Source organism: Nocardia rosealba (genome assembly GCF_020216065.1).
In the GTDB taxonomy this organism is placed as follows: domain Bacteria; phylum Actinomycetota; class Actinomycetes; order Mycobacteriales; family Mycobacteriaceae; genus Nocardia; species Nocardia rosealba.
The window spans coordinates 462,936-479,678 of sequence record NZ_JAIWNA010000001.1 but is presented as its reverse complement, the minus strand read 5'-3'; the positions used below and the strand labels follow the sequence as shown (position 1 = coordinate 479,678).

1 protein-coding gene (cut by a window edge) is annotated in these 16,743 nt (G+C 69.8%); it reads right to left on the bottom strand.

Annotation, left to right across the window (positions count from 1 at the left end):
- On the bottom strand, positions 1 to 16,743 hold the 5' end (the start) of the coding sequence (locus LDL21_RS02155; protein ID WP_225278609.1) for a non-ribosomal peptide synthase/polyketide synthase. It extends 27,453 nt beyond the left edge of the window; only the first 16,743 of its 44,196 coding nucleotides appear in the window; its start codon is at positions 16,741 to 16,743; its stop codon lies beyond the left edge, outside the window.

Below are 16,743 nucleotides of genomic sequence, written 5' to 3'. Positions count from 1 at the left end.
AGCGAAGTCGGCGTACTGCACCGGCAGCGGCGCCCAGCCGGGCGCGGTGCCCTGTGCGCGGGCTGTGTAGGCCAGCATCACGTCGCGGGTCAGCGGGGCGATGGAGAAGCCGTCGGCGGCGATGTGGTGGACCACCACGACGAGCACGTGCTCGGCGGCCGCACCGGAACCGGCGAGCTGGGCCGCGCTCGCACCGTCGCGCGTGGACGCGACGCCGTTCGCGGGTGCACCGTCGTTCCCGGGCGCGACGCGGAACAATCGGGCGCGCAACGGAACTTCTTCCGCCACATCGAATCCGGTGGAGACGAACTCGGTGACTGTCTCGAAAAGCTGGTCGGCAGCGACGGTGACCGGGCGCAGATCCAGCGAAATACGTTCGGCCGCAACCACTTGCTGCACCGGCGTGCCGCCGTGCTCGGGGTAGCGGGTGCGCAGCGATTCGTGCCTGCGCACGAGGTCGGCCAGCGCCAGCGACAGCGCCTCGACGTCGAGGTCGCCGGTGAGGCGGATCGCGACGGGCAGGTTGTAGGCCGAGGAGGTGGTGTCGTACTTGTTGAGGAACCACATCCGCTGCTGGGCGAACGACAGCGGGACCAGTTCGCCGTCGGCGCGCTCACGGGCGACGAGCGCCGCGCGGGCGGTGCCGCCGGTGTGCGATTCCACCCGGGCCGCAAGGGCTTCCACGGTCGACGCTTCGAACAGGGCACGCACGGGCACCGTCGCACCGAGCGCGGCGCCGATGCGGGCGACCACGCGGGTGGCGATCAGCGAGTTGCCGCCGAGGTCGAAGAAGTCGTCGTCGGCGCCGACCCGGTCGAGGCCGAGCACGTCGGCGAACACCGAGGCCACGGTTTCCTGCACCGGCGTGACCGGGGCGCGGAAGGCGCGCGCCTGCACCGCCGGGGCGGGCAGGGCACGGCGGTCGAGCTTGCCGTTGACCGTGAGCGGGATCCACTCGAGCCGCACCAGCGCGGCCGGAACCATGTAGGCGGGCAGTTGTTCGGCGGCGCCGCTTCGCACGGCGTCGAGGTCGGGTTCGGTCTCGGCGTCGGCGACCACGTAGGCGACGATGCGCTGGTCACCGGCGGTGTCCTCGCGCACGATGACCGCCGCCTGGGCGATGCCGGGCTGGGCGAGCACGGCGGCTTCGATCTCACCGAGCTCGATGCGGAAACCACGCACCTTCACCTGGTCGTCGGCGCGGCCGAGGTATTCGAGTTCGCCGAAGCGGTTCCAGCGCGCGAGGTCGCCGGAACGGTACAGCCGCGAACCGGCCTGGTTCGGGCCGGCCAGCGGATTGGCGACGAACCGGGTGGCGCTGAGGTCGGGGCGACCCAGGTAGCCGCGCGCCAATTGCGGTCCCGCGACGTACATCTCACCCGCGACACCCACCGGCACCGGGCGCAGACGTGAGTCGAGCACGAACACGCTCAGGCCCGCGATGGCCCGGCCGACGACCGACCCGGCCGCCGCCGCGATGGTCTTCGCGTCGAGCGCGCGGAACGACACGTGCACCGTGGTCTCGGTGATGCCGTACATGTTCACCAGCGTCGGCGACGAATCACCGTGGCGGGCAACCCAATCCGACAGACGACGCAGCTCGAGCGCCTCACCGCCGAACACCACGTAGCGCAGGGCCAGCGGCGCCAGGCCCGGTCCGGCGTTCCGGTCGGCCTCGGCGAGCTGGTAGAAGGCCGACGGCGTCTGGTTGAGCACCGTCACCTGCTCCACCCGCAGCAGTTCCAGGAACTGCTCGGGCGAACGCGAGGTGTAGTAGTCCACGACGATCAGCGAGCCGCCGAACAGCAGCGGGCCCCACAGCTCCCAGACGGAGAAGTCGAAGGCGTAGGAGTGGAACAGCGTCCACACATCGCGCGGGCCGAAGCCGAAGTCGCGATCGGTATTGGCGAACAGCCGCACCACATTCCGGTGCGCGACGGCGACGCCCTTGGGGCGGCCGGTCGAGCCGGAGGTGTAGATGACGTAGGCGACATTGTCGGGCGACAGCGGTGCGAGGCGATCGGCGTCGGTGATGGGCGCGTCGTCGGCGTCCTCCACATTGCCGGTCTCCACGGCAAAGCCGTCGAGGACCACCGAGGGCAGGTGCGCGGGCACCGTCACCTGGACGGTGGAGTCGAGCACCACGCTGGTCGGGCGCGAGTCCTCGAGCACGTAGGCGATGCGCTCGGCCGGGTAGGTCGGGTCGACGGGCACGTAACCGGCACCGGTCTTGACCACCGCGAGCAGGGCGACAACCAGATCCAGCGAACGCGGCAGGATCACCGCGACCAGCGATTCGGGACCAGCGCCGTCGTCGATCAGCCTGCGCGCCAGCACATTCGCGCGCCGGTCGAGCTCGGCGTAGGTGAGCGATTCGACGCCGAACTTGGCGGCGATCCGGTCCGGGTAGGCGGCCGCGGCCGCGTCGAACAGGTCGACGAGGGTGGTGTGCCGGTTGCCGAACAGTCCACGGCGGTAGCCGGCGGGGGTGCTGGCATCGTGCACCACGGGCAGGGCGATGGCGTCGGCGCCCGAGGACACCCAGCGCTGGGCGACATCGCGCTGTTCGGCCTCACCGAGCAGGTCGATGTCGCCGACGATCACGTCGGGGTTCTCGGCCACCGTGCGCAGGATGCGGACCAGACGGTCGCCGAAGGCGGCGACCGTCTCGGCGTCGAACAGACCGGTGGCGTAGTTCCAGGACATGGCGAGCGAGCCGTCGGCGGCCTCGCCGACGGTGAGCTGCACATCGAATTTGGCTGTGCCGGGGTCGAAGTCGACCACGTCGAGGTCCAGACCCGGGAGCGCCACGGTGCCGGTGTCGGCGGCGGTGGCCGCCTCGAAGGTGAGCGCCACCTGGAACAGTGGGTGGTGCGCCTGCGAGCGGGTGGGGCTGAGCACCTCGACGAGCCGTTCGAACGGCACGTCGGCGTTGGCGAAGGCCGACAGGTCGACCTTGCGGACCTGCTCGAGCAGGTCGCCGAAGCGCCCGCCGAGGTCGACCTCGCTGCGCAGCACGAGGGTGTTGACGAACATGCCGACCAGGTCGTCGAGCGAACGTTCGCCACGCCCGGCGATCGGGGTGCCGATGGCGATATCGGTGCTGTTGGACAGTCGCGCGGCCCAGGTGGCCAGGGCCGCATGCATCACCATGAACAGGGTGACGCCACGGGCACGGGCGATCTCGGTGAGCGCGCGATGCAGTTCGGCGTCGATCGAGAACCGGTACAGGTCACCGGCATTGGTCGCGATCTCGGGACGCGGCCGATCGGCGGGCAGTTCGATCTGATCGGGCAGGTCGCGCAGTTGCTCGGTCCAGTAGGCGAGCTGACCGGCGGCGACCGAATCGGGATCGGACTCCTCGCCGAGCACCTCACGCTGCCACAGTGTGTAGTCGGCGTACTGCACGTCCAGGGGCGCCCAGGCGGGGACCTCACCGCGCGCGCGTTCGGTGTAGGCGACCACCACGTCACGCAGCAGTGGACGCAGCGAGAAACCGTCGCCGCTGATGTGGTGCATCACCAGGACGGCGACATGCGTGCGCTCGTCGACGCGGAGCAGGCTCGCGCGGAACGGCACCTCGCGGGTGACGTCGAACTGCACGCTCGCCAGTTCGACCACGCGTGCGACGACATCCTCGGCGGCGACCGGCTGGGCCGGCAGCGCGAAACGGACTTCGTCGACGGGCAGGATCTGCTGGTAGCCCGCACCCTCGATCTCGGGGTAGAAGGTGCGCAGCGACTCGTGCCGGGCCATCACGTCGGCGACGGCGGATTCCAGTGCGGCCGTGTCGAGTTCACCGGTGAGCCGGATGGCGACCGGGATGTTGTTCACGGCGGTGCGGTTGTCGAAGCGGTTGAGGAACCACATGCGCTGCTGGGCCTGCGACAGCGGAACCAGCTCCGGGCGCGGACGCGGTGTCAGCGGCACGCGCGAGCCCCGGCCGGACGCGGTTTCCACGCGAGCGGCCAGAGCGGCGACGGTCGGCGCCTCGAACAGCGCGCGCAGCGGAACCTGGGCGTCGAGGGCCTCCGACAGACGCGCGGCGACCCGGGTGGCGACCAGCGAGTTGCCGCCGAGTTCGAAGAAGTCGTCGTCGAGGCCGACCTGGCCCGCGCCGAGCACCTCGGCGAAGGTGGCGGCGACGATCTGCTGCACCGGGGTGACCGGCGCCTGGAACACCCGCGCGGCGAACACCGGGGCGGGCAGCGCCTTGCGGTCGAGCTTGCCGGAAGCGTTGAGCGGGAAGGCGTTCAGCACCATGAACGCGGCGGGCACCATGTACACCGGCAGTTCGGCCGACAGGGCGGCCTTCGTCGCATCGGTGTCGACGCTCTGCCCGGCCTCCGGGATGACGTAGGCGACCAGCTGGTCACCGGTGTGCTCGTCGGCGCGCACCACCACGACCGCCTGCGCGATCTGCGGCAGAGCGGTGAGCGCGGACTCGATCTCACCGAGTTCGATACGCAGACCGCGCAGCTTCACCTGGAAGTCGGTGCGGCCCAGGTATTCCAGCTCGCCGTCGGGAGTCCAGGTGACGAGGTCGCCGGTGCGGTACATGCGCTCGCCGGGGGCGAACGGATCGGCGACGAAGCGGTCCATCGTGAGGTCGGGGCGACCGACGTAGCCGTGGGCCAGCTGCACGCCCGCCAGATACAGCTCACCCGCGACACCCACCGGAACGGGTCGCAGCCGCGAATCCAGCACGTACAGACGGGTGTTGAACACCGGCGCGCCGATCGGCACCGTATCGGTGTCGGCCTCGGTGACCTCGTGGAAGGTCACGTCGACGGCGGCCTCGGTGGGGCCGTACAGGTTGTGCAGTGCGGCACCGGTGAGTTCGCGCAGGCGCTGCGCGGTCGGCGCGGGCAGCGCCTCACCGGAGGCGAACACATTGCGCAGCGAGACACAGTCGGCGGCAAGCGGTTCGGTGACGAACACGGCCATCATCGACGGCACGAAGTGCACGGTGGTGACCTGCTCGGCCACGATCAGCCGGGCCAGGTAGGCCGGGTCGCGATGCCCGTCGGGCTTGGCGACCACCAGGCGCGCACCGACCTGCAGCGGCCAGAAGAACTCCCACACCGACACGTCGAAGGTGGCGGGCGTTTTCTGCAGCACCACGTCGTCGGCGGCCAGGCCGTAGGCGGCGTGCATCCACACCAGGCGGTTGACGATGGCCGCGTGGCTGACCGCGACACCCTTCGGGCGACCGGTCGAACCGGAGGTGAAGATGACGTAGGCGGTGTTGCCCGAGCGCAGCGGGCGATGCCGGTCGGCGTCGGTGACCGGCTCGGCCGAGTGGCCGGACAGGTCGAGCTGGTCGATGCGCACCTCGCGACCGGCGGCCGCGGGCAGGCTCTCCCCGGAGGTCAGTACGCACACCGGCTGCGCGGTGTCGAGGATGTGCTCGATGCGCTCGGCCGGGTGATCGGGATCCAGCGGCACGTACGCGCCACCGGCGGCGGAGACGGCGTACATGCCGACCAGCAGGTCGATCGAGCGCCGCATGCCGAGGGCCACATACGATTCCGGGCCGACACCGGCGTCCTTGAGCCAGCGGGCGAGCTTGCGCACGCGGACCGCGAACTCGGCGTAGGACAGTCTCGTCCCCTCGAACGTGAGAGCCGTCGCGTCGGGCGTGCGCGCGACCTGCGCCTCGAACAGCGCGTTGAGGGTGGCCGGGTCGTCGTCGCTCGGGGTGCTGAGCGCGGCGTCGACCGCGAATTCGGTGTCGTTCCAGCGGTCGAGCACCAGGGCGCGCTCGGCATTGTCGAGCAGTTCGATGTCGCCGACGGGGGCGGTGGGGTCGGCCACGATCGCACCGAGCACACGCAGCAGGCGGGCGCCGAAGGTGGCGGCGAACGTGGCGTCGAAGAGATCGGTGGCGTAGACGAGTTCGGCGTCGAGGTGGCTGTCGTCGTCGGCCGGGACCTCGCTCAGCGCGAGCTGCAGGTCGAACTTGGCGGTGTGCTGGTCGATGCCCAGCTCCGACACGGTCAGGCCGGGCAGTTCCAGGGTGGTGCGGCCCAGGTTCTGGAACGACAGCATCACCTGGAACAGCGGGTGCCGCGCCTGCGAACGGGCCGGGTTGAGCACCTCGACGAGGCGCTCGAACGGCACGTCGGCGTGGGCGAAGGCGGCCAGGTCGTGTTCGCGTACCTGGCCGAGCAGCTCGGTGAAGGTGACGCCGGGGTCGACCTCGGCGCGCAGCACCAGGGTGTTGACGAACATGCCGACCAGGTCGTCGAGAGCCTGCTGACCGCGACCGGCGACCGGGGTGCCGATGGCGATGTCGGAGGTGCCCGACAGGCGCGCGAGCAGCACGGCGAAGGCGCTGTGCACGACCATGAACAGAGTGGTGCTGTGCTCGTGGGCCACGCGGTTGAGGGCGTCGACGAGTTCGCCCGGCACCTCGAAGCGGTGCGTGCCCGCCTGGTAGCTGGCCTGCGCCGGCCGCGACTTGTGGCCCAAGCGCAGCTCGTCGGGCAGGTCGGCCAGCGCGGTGCGCCAGTGGTCGAGCTGCTCGGAGATCAGCGAGGTCGGGTCGTTCTCGTCGCCGAGGACCTCGCGCTGCCACAGCGCGTAGTCCACGTACTGCACGGCAAGCGGCGGCCAGCCGGGCTCGGCGTTGGCGGTGCGGGCGACGTAGGCGGTCATCAGGTCGCGCACCAGTGGGCGCAGCGAGAAACCGTCGGAGGCGATGTGGTGGACCACCATCACCAGCACGTGCTCGCGTTCGCCCAGCTCGTAGACCCGAAGGCGCACTGGCGGATTCGCGGTGACGTCGAAGCCGCGGCGGGCGAACTCGTAGAGCGAGGTCGCCATGTCGGTCTCGTCGGCCTCGACCAGTTCCACGTCCGGAATGGCGGCCGCGGCGGCGAGCACCTTCTGGTAGGCGGTGCCGTCGTGCGACGGGAAGACCGTGCGCAGCGACTCGTGGCGGGCGATCACGTCGGCGACCGCGCCGCGCAGGGCGGGGAAGTCGAGCAGGCCCTGCAGGCGCACCGCGACCGGGATGTTGTAGGTGCCGGTGTCCTCGGCGTCGAAGCGGTTGAGGAACCACATGCGCTGCTGTGCCAGTGACAGCGGCGGGTACTCCGGGCGCGGACGCGCGGTGAGTTCGGCGCGCAGACCGGTGCCCGCGTGCGATTCCACCCGCGCGGCGAGCGCGCCGACGGTGGGCGCCTCGAACAGGGTGCGCACGCCGACCTCGGCGTCGAGCGCCTTGCTCAGACGGGCCGCGACCTGGGTGGCGACCAGCGAGTTGCCGCCGAGGGCGAAGAAGTCGTCGTCCACGCCGACGCGCTCGGCGCCGAGCAGGTCGGCGAAGATCTCGGCGACGATCTCCTCGATCGGCGTCGAGGGCGCACGGAACACCTTGGCCTCGAACACCGGCGCGGGCAGCGCCTTGCGATCGAGTTTGCCGGAGGCATTGAGCGGGAACGCCTCGAGTACGACGAGCGCCGAGGGCACCATGTAGGCGGGCAGCTCGGCGGCGAGCCCGGCCTTGACGGCGGCCACATCGAGAGCCGAACCCGGTTCGGGCACCACGTAACCCACGAGCTGATCGCCCGCGTGCGCGTCGGCACGGACCACGACCACCGACTGCGCGACGCCCGGCTGGGCCAGCAGCGTCGCCTCGATCTCGCCGAGCTCGATGCGCAGACCGCGCAGCTTCACCTGGAAGTCGGTGCGGCCCAGGTAGTTCAGTTCACCGTCGCGGGTCCAGGTGACCAGGTCGCCAGTGCGGTACATGCGCGAACCGGCGGGACCGTACGGGTTGGCGACGAAGCGGTCGGCGGTGAGGTCGGCCCGGTTGAGGTAGCCGACGGCGAGCTGATCGCCCGCCAGATACAGCTCACCCGCGACACCGGAGGCGACGGGGTGCAGCCGCGAATCCAGCACGAACACCTTGGTGTTCCACACCGGACGGCCGATCGGCACCGACTCCACGTCGGCGTCGACGACCTCGTGATAGGTCACGTCGACGGCGGCCTCGGTCGGCCCGTACAGGTTGTGCAGGCGGGCACCGGTCAGCTCACGCAGGCGCTGCGCGGTGGGCGCGGGCAGCGCCTCACCGGAGGCGAACACCTGACGCATGCGCACCGCGTCACCGTTGCCGTTGTTACCGAGGGTCGACACGAACACCGACAGCATCGACGGCACGAAATGCGCTGTGGTGATGGACTGTTCGGCGATGATCTGCGCCAGGTACACCGGGTCGCGGTGACCGTCGGGCTTGGCGACGACCAGGCGCGCACCGGTCTGCAGGGGCCAGAAGAACTCCCACACCGACACGTCGAAGGTGGCGGGGGTCTTCTGCAGCACCGCGTCGGTGGCGTCGATCGGGTACTCGTGCTGCATCCACAGCAACCGGTTCACGATCGCGGCGTGGTCGACGGCGACACCCTTGGGGCGGCCCGTCGAACCGGAGGTGAAGATGACGTAGGCGGTGTTGCTGTCGCGCAGCGGACGCACCCGCTCGGCGTCGGTGATCGGGGCACCGCTGAAATCGGCGGGCGCCTCGATGTTCTCGACGGCGTGCACGGTGACGCCCTCGGCCTCGAAACCGTCGCGACGGCTGGTGAGCACCAGCTGCGGCTCCGCGGTCTCGATGATGTGGCCGATGCGGTCGGCGGGCTGATCGGGGTCGAGCGGCACGTAGGCCGCACCCGTCTGCAGCACCGCGTACATGGCGACGACGAGTTCGGCGGAACGCCGGATGGCAAGGGCCACATGCGAACCCGGGCCCACACCGTCGGCGATCAGCCTGCGGGCGATGCGGTTGGCACGCTCCTGCAGCTCGCGGTAGGTCAGCTGCTCGGCCTCGAAGACCAGCGCGACCGCGTCGGGGGTGCGTTCCACCTGGGCGTCGAACAGGGAAACAAGGGTGGCGTGCGGCACCGCGTGCGCGGTGTCGTTCCAGTCGACCAGGACCTGCGCGTGCTCCTCGGGCGCGAGCAGGTCGATGTCGCCGACCGGCACCTCGGGATCGGCGACGATCGCGGCGAAGATGTTGTCGAGACGGCGGGCGAACGCGGCGACCGTCGATTCCTCGAAAAGATCCAGCGCGTAGGAGAACTCGGCCGACATGCCGCCGACCTCGCCGTCGGTGTCCTGCACCTCGGTGAGCGTCAGCTGCAGGTCGAACTTGGCCAGCTGGGCGTCGTAGTCGATGCCGCTCACCGACAGGCCGGGCAGCTGCAGCGAGGCCTGCTTGGTGTTCTGGAACGACAGCATCACCTGGAACAGCGGGTGCCGTGCCTGCGAACGGGCCGGGTTGAGCACCTCGACGAGGCGTTCGAACGGCACGTCGGCGTGGGCGAAGGCCTGCAGGTCGGTCTCGCGGGCCTGGTCGAGCAGGGTCGCGAAGGCGGTGGCGCCGTCCACCTCGGTGCGCAGCACGAGGGTGTTGACGAACATGCCGACGAGATCGTCGAGCGCCTGGTCGCCACGACCGGCCACCGGGGTGCCGATGGCGATGTCGGACGAGCCGCTCGAGCGCGCGAGCAGCACCGCGAGGGCGCTGTGCATCACCATGAACAGCGAGGCGTTGTAGCGGCGGCCCAATTCCATGAGGGCGCGCTGGGTTTCGCCCGCGATCACGAAGCTGTAGGTGCCGCCTCGGTAGCTGGCGGCGGGCGGACGCGGGTGGTCGGCGGGGAGCACCAGCTCGTCGGGCAGATCGGCGAGTTCACGCTTCCAGTAGTCGATCTCGGAGGAGATCAGCGAGGTCGGGTCGTCCTCGGAGCCGAGCACCTCACGCTGCCACAGCGCGTAATCGGCGTACTGGACCGGCAATTCGGCCCAGGTCGGCGCCTCCCAGGAGGTGCGCGCAGCGTAGGCCATGATGACGTCGCGCGAGAGCGGCGCCATCGACCAGCCGTCGGCGGAGATGTGGTGCACCACCATGCCGAGCACGTATTCGGAGTCCGAGATCTCGAAAAGCCGTGCGTGCAGCGGTACTTCGCTGGTCACGTCGAAGGCCATCGAGGCCAGATCGATCAGGTGATCGATGAGGTTTTCCTCGGTGACCCGGTACGGGGTGAGGTCGGGCACGATCTGGGCGGCGTCGAGGACCACCTGCACCGGGCCGTTGCCGGAGTCGGGGAACACGGTGCGCAGCGACTCGTGCCGGTCGATGACGTCGATGACGGCCACCTGCAGGGCGGCCACGTCGAGGTCACCGGACAGGCGGATGGCCACCGGGATGTTGTTGACCGCCGAGGCGGTGTCGAAGCGGTTGAGGAACCACATGCGCTGCTGAGCCAGCGACAGCGGCACCTGCTCGGGCCGCTCGCGCGCCACCAGGGCCTTGTGGGCGCCGTCGCCCGCCTGCGATTCCACACGGGCGGCCAGGGCAGCCACGGTGGACGCCTCGAACAGCATCCGCACCGGAACGCGGGTATCGAGGGCGATACCGACGCGCGAGACCACCTGGGTGGCGATCAGCGAGTTGCCGCCGAGTTCGAAGAAGTCGTCGTCGACACCGATGCGCGGCAGATCGAGCACGTCGGCGAAGACCTGCGCGATGATCTGCTCGATCGGCGTTGTCGGAGCACGGAATTCGCGCACCTCGAACACCGGTGCGGGCAGGGCGCGGCGGTCCAGCTTGCCGTTGACGGTCAGCGGGATGGCGTCGAGCTGCACGAACGCCGAGGGCACCATGTAGGCCGGGAGCTGGTCGGCGGCGAACTGGCGGACCTCGTCGAGGTCGAGCTTGTGCGATTCGGCGACGACGTAGGCGACGATGCGCTGACCACCGGGCTGGTCCTCGCGCACGATGACCGCGGCCTGCGCGATCTCCGGGTGCGACAGCACGGCGGCTTCGATCTCACCGAGCTCGATGCGGAAACCACGCACCTTCACCTGATCGTCGGCACGGCCGAGGTATTCGAGCTCGCCGAAACGGTTCCAGCGCGCGAGGTCGCCGGAACGGTAGAGGCGTTCGCCGTCGCCCATCGGGCTCGCGACGAAGCGGGTGGCGGTCAGATCCGGGCGACCCAGGTAGCCGCGCGCCAATTGCGGTCCCGCGACATACATCTCACCCGCGACACCCACCGGCACCGGGCGCAGACGCGAGTCGAGCACATACACGCTCAGACCGGCGATGGCGCGGCCGACGATGGAACCCGAAGCGGCGGCGATGGTTTCGGCATCGAGCGCGCGGTACGACACGTGCACCGTGGTCTCGGTGATGCCGTACATGTTCACCAGCGTCGGCGACGAATCACCGTGGCGGGCAACCCAATCCGACAGACGACGCAGCTCGAGCGCCTCACCGCCGAACACCACGTAGCGCAGGCTCAGCGGCTCGACGCCGGGACCGGCATTGCGGTCGGCCTCGGCCAGCTGATAGAAGGCCGACGGGGTCTGGTTGAGCACGGTCACGCGCTCGGTGCGCAGCAGATCCAGGAACTGCTCCGGGGAGCGCGAGGTGAAGTAGTCGACGACCACCACGGTGCCGCCGAACAGCAGCGGGCCCCACAGCTCCCAGACGGAGAAGTCGAAGGCGTACGAGTGGAACAGCGTCCACACATCGTCGGGGCCGAAACCGAAATCACGATCGGTGTTCGCGAACAGCCGCACCACATTCCGGTGCGCGACGGCGACACCCTTCGGGCGGCCGGTCGAACCGGAGGTGTAGATGACGTACGCGACATTGTCCGGCGACAGCGGCGCCAGCCGGTCGGCGTCGGTGAGCGGCGCGCCATCGGCGTCGTCGAGCTCGCCGAGCACCAGCACGGGCAGGTCGTCGGCCAGCTCCACCTCGGAGTCGGCATCGATCACCACACTCGTCGGGCGCGAGTCCTCGAGCACGTAGGCGATGCGCTCGGCCGGGTAGGTCGGGTCGACGGGCACGTAACCGGCACCGGTCTTGACCACCGCGAGCAGAGCCACGACCAGATCCAGCGAACGCGGCAGGATCACCGCGACGAGGGACTCCGGGCCTGCGCCGTCGGCGATCAGCTTGCGCGCCAACGCGTTCGCGCGCTTGTCCAGCTCGGCATAGGTCAGCGACTCGGCGCCGTAGCGGGCCGCGATGTTGTCCGGATGGGCCGCGACGGCGGATTCGAACAGGTCGACGAGCGTGGTCGACCGGTCGGCGAACTGCCCGGTGCCGCCGTCGGGGGCGAAACTGACCCACTCACGCGACACATCGAGGCGTTCCTGCTCGCCGAGCAGATCGATGTCACCGACGGCCACCGACGGGTCGACGGTGATCGCGCGCAGGATCGACAGCAGGCGGTCGATGAACGACTGCACGGTCTCGGCATCGAACAGGTCGGTCGCGAACTGCGCGACCGCCGCGAGGCCCTGCGGGGCACCACCGCTGCTGTGCTGCTCGGTGATGGTCCACTGCAGGTCGAACTTGGCGATCGCGACCTCGAGCTCGTCGGCGCTCACCGTGAGACCGGGCAGCTCCAGCTCGCCGTGCGCCATCTCCTGGAACGACAGCATCACCTGGAACAGCGGGTGGCGCGCCTGGGAGCGGGTCGGGTTGAGCACGTCGACGAGGCGCTCGAACGGCACATCGGCATTGCCGAACGAGGCCAGGTCGGTGTCGCGGGTACGGCTCAGGAAATCGGCGAACGACAGGCCCGGATCCACGTCGGAGCGCAACACCAGGGTGTTGACGAACATGCCGATCAGGTCGTCGAGCGCCTGCTCACCACGGCCCGCGATCGGAGTGCCCACCGCGATGTCACGGGTGTTGGACAGCCGCGACAGCAGCACCGCGAGCGCGGCGTGCAGCACCATGAACAGCGTGACGCCCTTGGCCCGGGCCAAGGCGATCAGCTCCGCGTGCAGGTCGGGGTCGATCTCGAAGGCCAGCTGCGCGCCACGGAAACTCTGCTGCTGCGGGCGGATCCGGTCGGCGGGCAGGTCGAGCTGGTCGGGCAGGCCGTCCAGCGCCCGGCGCCAGTAGTCGATCTGGCGGGCCGCGATGGACTCCGGATCGGACTCCGAGCCGAGCAGTTCGCGCTGCCACAGCGTGTAGTCGCGGTACTGCACCGGCAGCGGTTCCCACGCCGGGGCCAGCCCCGCCGCGCGGGCGAGGTAGGCGGTGGCGACATCGCGGGCCAGTGGGCCGAAGGAGAAACCGTCGGCGGCGATGTGGTGGACGACGAAGGCGACCGCGTATTCCGGTGTGCCATTGGTGCTTCCGCCGGTGACCCGGTAGATCCGCACCCGGATCGGCAGTTCGAGGGTGACGTCGAAACCCCTGGACGCGAAGTCGACCAGCTCGGCCGCCAGCTCGGCCTGATCGATCGAGGACACGGTGATGCCGAGGTCGAACTCGTCGGCACCGAGCACCCGCTGGAAGCCGCCGTCGGCGTCGGGGAAGATCGTGCGCAGCGACTCCTGGCGCACCACAACATCATTGAGCGCCGCGATGAGCGCATCGACCTCGACACGGCCCTTCATCTGCACCACGAAGGGCAGGTTGTAGGTGGGCGCGGCGGGGTCGAACTGGTTGATGAACCACATCCGCTGCTGGGCCAGCGACAGCGGCACCCGGTCCGGATGCTCCTGGGCGACCAGCGGCGGGCGAGACGAGATCTCGGCGGGCGCAACGGCTTCCGCGCGCGCGGCCAGGCCGGCGACGGTCGGGGTCTCGAACAGGGCGCGCACGCCGAGCTGGATGCCGAACGCGGCGCCGATCCGCGCCACGACCTGGGTGGCGACCAGCGAGTTGCCGCCGAGTTCGAAGAAGTTGTCGTCGGCGCCGACCCGTTCCTGGCTCAGCACATCGGCGAAGATGCCCGCCACGATCTGCTCGGCGGCGGAGCGCGGAGCACGGAAATCGCCTGCGGCAGCGGTGAACACCGGCTCGGGCAGGGCCTTGCGGTCGAGCTTGCCGCTGGTGTTGAGCGGGAACGCGTCGAGCACCATGATCGACGCGGGCACCATGTAGCTGGGCAGCTTCTCGGCGACGAACCTGGTCAGCGTCGCCGGGTCGGCGGACTGACCGGGCGCGGGCACCACGTAGGCCACCAGCTGCTGACCGGTCGCGGTGTCGACCACGAGCACCGCCGCCTGGCTGACGCTCGGGTGCGCGAGCAGATCGGTCTCGATCTCGCCGAGTTCGATGCGCTGACCACGGAACTTCACCTGGAAGTCGGTGCGGCCGATGTACTCCAGGACGCCGTCGCTGTTCCAGCGCACCAGGTCACCGGTGCGGTACATGCGTTCGCCGGGGCCACCGACGGGGTTGGCGACGAAGCGGTCCGAGGTCAGGTCGGGGCGGCCGCGGTAGCAGCGGGCCAGCTGACGACCGGCCAGATACAGCTCACCCGGTGCACCGATCGCGGCCGGGCGCAGCCGCGAATCCAGCACGTAGACTTCGACATTCCATTCGGGGATACCGATCGGCACCGTGACGGTGTCGGCTTCGGTTGCCTCCCAATAGGTCACCGAGACCGCGGCCTCGGTGGGGCCGTACAGGTTGTGCAGTCCGGCGCTGGAAATGGCGCGCAGACCGGCGGCGGTCTCCGGCGGCAGCGCCTCACCGATCACGAAAACCGCACGCAGCGAAGCACATTGGGCGGCGGTGGCGTGCGAGACGAAGACGGTGAGCATGGACGGCACGAAATCCGTCACGGTGACGCCGTGGCGTTCGATCATGTCCGCGACGTAGAGCGGGTCGCGGTGTCCGTCCGGCGAGGCGATGACCAGCTCGGCGCCGACCATCAGCGGCAGGAAGTAACCCCACAGCGACACGTCGAAGGTGGTCGCGGTCTTCTGCAGGTACACGTCGTCGGCGGTCAACCGGTACTCGTCGAGCATCCACAGCTCTTGGTTGACGATCGCGTGGTGGGTGACCGCGACACCCTTGGGGCGGCCGGTGGAACCGGAGGTGTAGATGACGTAGGCGGTGTTGTCCGGGCGCAGCGGGGCGAGCCGGTCGGCATCGGACACAGGTGTGGCGTCGAAACCGGTGGTGTCGAGTCGATCGATCTCCACGCGCGCGACATCGGCGGGCAGGTCGAGCTCGTCGCGGCTGGTGGTGAGCACGCAGACCGGTGCCGCGGATTCGAGGATGTAGGCGGTGCGGTCGGCCGGGTGATCCGGGTCGATCGGCACGTAGGCACCACCGGCGCGCAGCACGGCGTGCATGCCGATCACCAGCTCCAGCGAACGGCGCATGCCGAGGGCGACGAGGGATTCCGGGCCGACACCGTCGGCGATCAGGAAACGCGCGAGCCGGTTCACCCGATCGGCGAACTCGGCGTAGGTGAGCGTTTCGCCCTCGAAGTCGAGGGCGATGTTGTCGGGCGTACGCGGGACCTGGGCGTCGAGCAAGGCGGGCAGCGTGGTCGCGGGGACCTCGTGCGCGGAATCGTTCCACTCGGTGAGCGAGCGTTCCAGTTCCTCGGCGCCGGTGACGGGCAGGGCCCACACGGGCAGTTCGGCGTCGGCGGCCAGGAAGCGGTCGAAGAACTCGAGGAACCGGGCGTGGTGGGTGCGCGCTTCCACGGCCGAGTACAGGTTCGGGTTGGTCTCGAAGTCGATGTGGGAGCGGGTGCCGCCGTGCGACTGGTAGAAGTTGACGCCCAGGTCTTCGATGCTGCCGGTGGACAGCACATTGAGCGTGCCCTCCATGTCGCCGAAGCGCAGCTGGTTGTCGAACAGCATGATGTTGACCCACGGACCGAAGAACTCCGTGGAGACCATGCCCTCGCCCGCCGAATCACGGCGGATGTCCTCGTGCCGGTAGCGCTGATGACGCAGTGCGCCCGACACCTCGGTGGTGACCGAACGCAACAACTGGGCGACCGAGGTGTCGTGGCCGACGCGCAGGCGCAGCGGCACGATATTGGAGGTCGCGCCACCGGAGCGGCGCATGGTCGCGGTGGTGCGGGCGGTGACCGGCAGGCTGAGGATGACGTCCTCGGTGCCGGTGATCTGGGCCAGGTAGGCGGCGAAGCCGGCGATCAGCAGCGGGGCGGCGGTGCTGTCGTGGCGGGTGATCGCGGCGGCGAGCAGGTCGTCCTGGTCCTGCGACAGCGCAGCGCTGGTGATGTCGTTGACCGGCGACGGCGGCGCCGAACGACCGGTGAGGCTGCTGCCCTCCTCCAGGCCCGCCACCCGCTGGGCCCAGTGCTCCTTGTCGGACTGAAATCGGGTGCTGTCGCGGTAGGCGATCTCGGACTCGTAGAGCGAGCGCAGATCGGCGGCCTTGTTCGGCGGGGCCGGGATGCCGGTGACCTCGGCGGTGTAGAGCTGTGCCGTGCGGTTGACGAAGTTGTTGGCGCCGAAACCGTCGAGCACGATGTGGTGGACGCGGGCGTACCAGTACCAGCGCTCGTCCTCGAGCTGTAGCGCCGCGGCCTGTACCAGGCGGTCGCGGACGATGTCGAGCGGGCGGCTGTACTCGGCACGCATCCACTCGGCTGCGGCGGCCTCCGGGTCGGCCTCGCCACGCAGATCGACATAGATCAGCGTCGCGTCCTGGGTGGGGTCGATGGTCTGCATCGGCTCGCCGTCGATCTCGACGATGCGCAGCCAACCCGATTCGAGGTCGGTGGCGGCACCGGCGCTCGCACGCTCGAGCGCGGCCACATCGAGGCGGCCACGCAGGTCGACGTACTGGGCGATATTGATCGGCACCAGCGGGTCGACGTGCTGCGCGTACCAGATACCCAGCTGTGCGGGCGAGAGCGGGAAGTACTCCAAAGAGCCTCCACGTCCGTCACCAGTTTCGCCGTTTCCGCCGAAATCCAGCCGGTCCAA